At 45.8% G+C, this 744-nt stretch carries 1 protein-coding gene; it reads left to right on the top strand.

Annotation, left to right across the window (positions count from 1 at the left end):
- Positions 1-175 precede the first annotated feature (175 nt).
- Positions 176-334: a hypothetical protein gene (locus V6C16_RS14650; protein ID WP_333543614.1), complete on the top strand. Its 159-nt coding sequence runs from the start codon at positions 176-178 to the stop codon at positions 332-334.
- Positions 335-744 lie beyond the last annotated feature (410 nt).

Here is a 744-nt window from a genome sequence, read left to right as displayed (position 1 = left end):
TCCTGCTCATCTACGACGACAACCGGAACTTTCTTTTTCCCGTGCTCCTTGGTAGCTTTCATTTGTAGCCCTCATGCTGGTTTGGTGGTTGTTTGGTCATAACCAAACCTAACCGACATGAAGGGCTGCTTCCATTTTTGGAATGTGCGAAAAATACCGTACGTTATCTGAGATCATGAAGTGCCTTGAGGGAATTGAATTCTTTTTGGAGCAAATTTACATTCATACCCAAAAGGCAACAGCAATTAGCGTGGCGGCTTTACCAGCTAAAAATGGGAAAATACAAATAGGCAGTGCTCATATTCTTGCCGGAAGCAAAAAGGCCAGAAAGTAAATTCGTCCAAGGGGATCAGGCGTCGCCCGCTCCAATCGAGAGTTCGTCCGTGGGGCTGGTTGAGCCGCTTAAAAACAGAATGATTTGATCACATAGGTTATCAACGGCACTGCGAGTTTTTAACTGGCATTCCCACACAACGATCACTTTCCATCCTGCCTGTGCCAACTCTTCCACAACCTTTTTATCCCGTGCGATATTTTGAAAAAATTTTTGCTCCCAAAAATCTTTTCGCGTTGAAGGTGTGCTTGTGTATTTGCAGCCATGACGATGCCAGAAGCATGGTAATCATCCCCTTTTTAGTAGCTCTCCAAAGTAGAGCCTATGCCGCCAGCTTACGTTTCATAGCTGGAGTGATGCCGCCAATGCCCATGTTTGGTCGCTCATTGTTATATGTCCACAGCCAGGCC

The organism is Desulfovibrio sp. 1188_IL3213 (genome assembly GCF_036763145.1).
Lineage (GTDB): Bacteria > Desulfobacterota > Desulfovibrionia > Desulfovibrionales > Desulfovibrionaceae > Desulfovibrio.
Note: the sequence above shows the minus strand (reverse complement) of the source record. Positions and strands in the feature narration are given on the sequence as shown.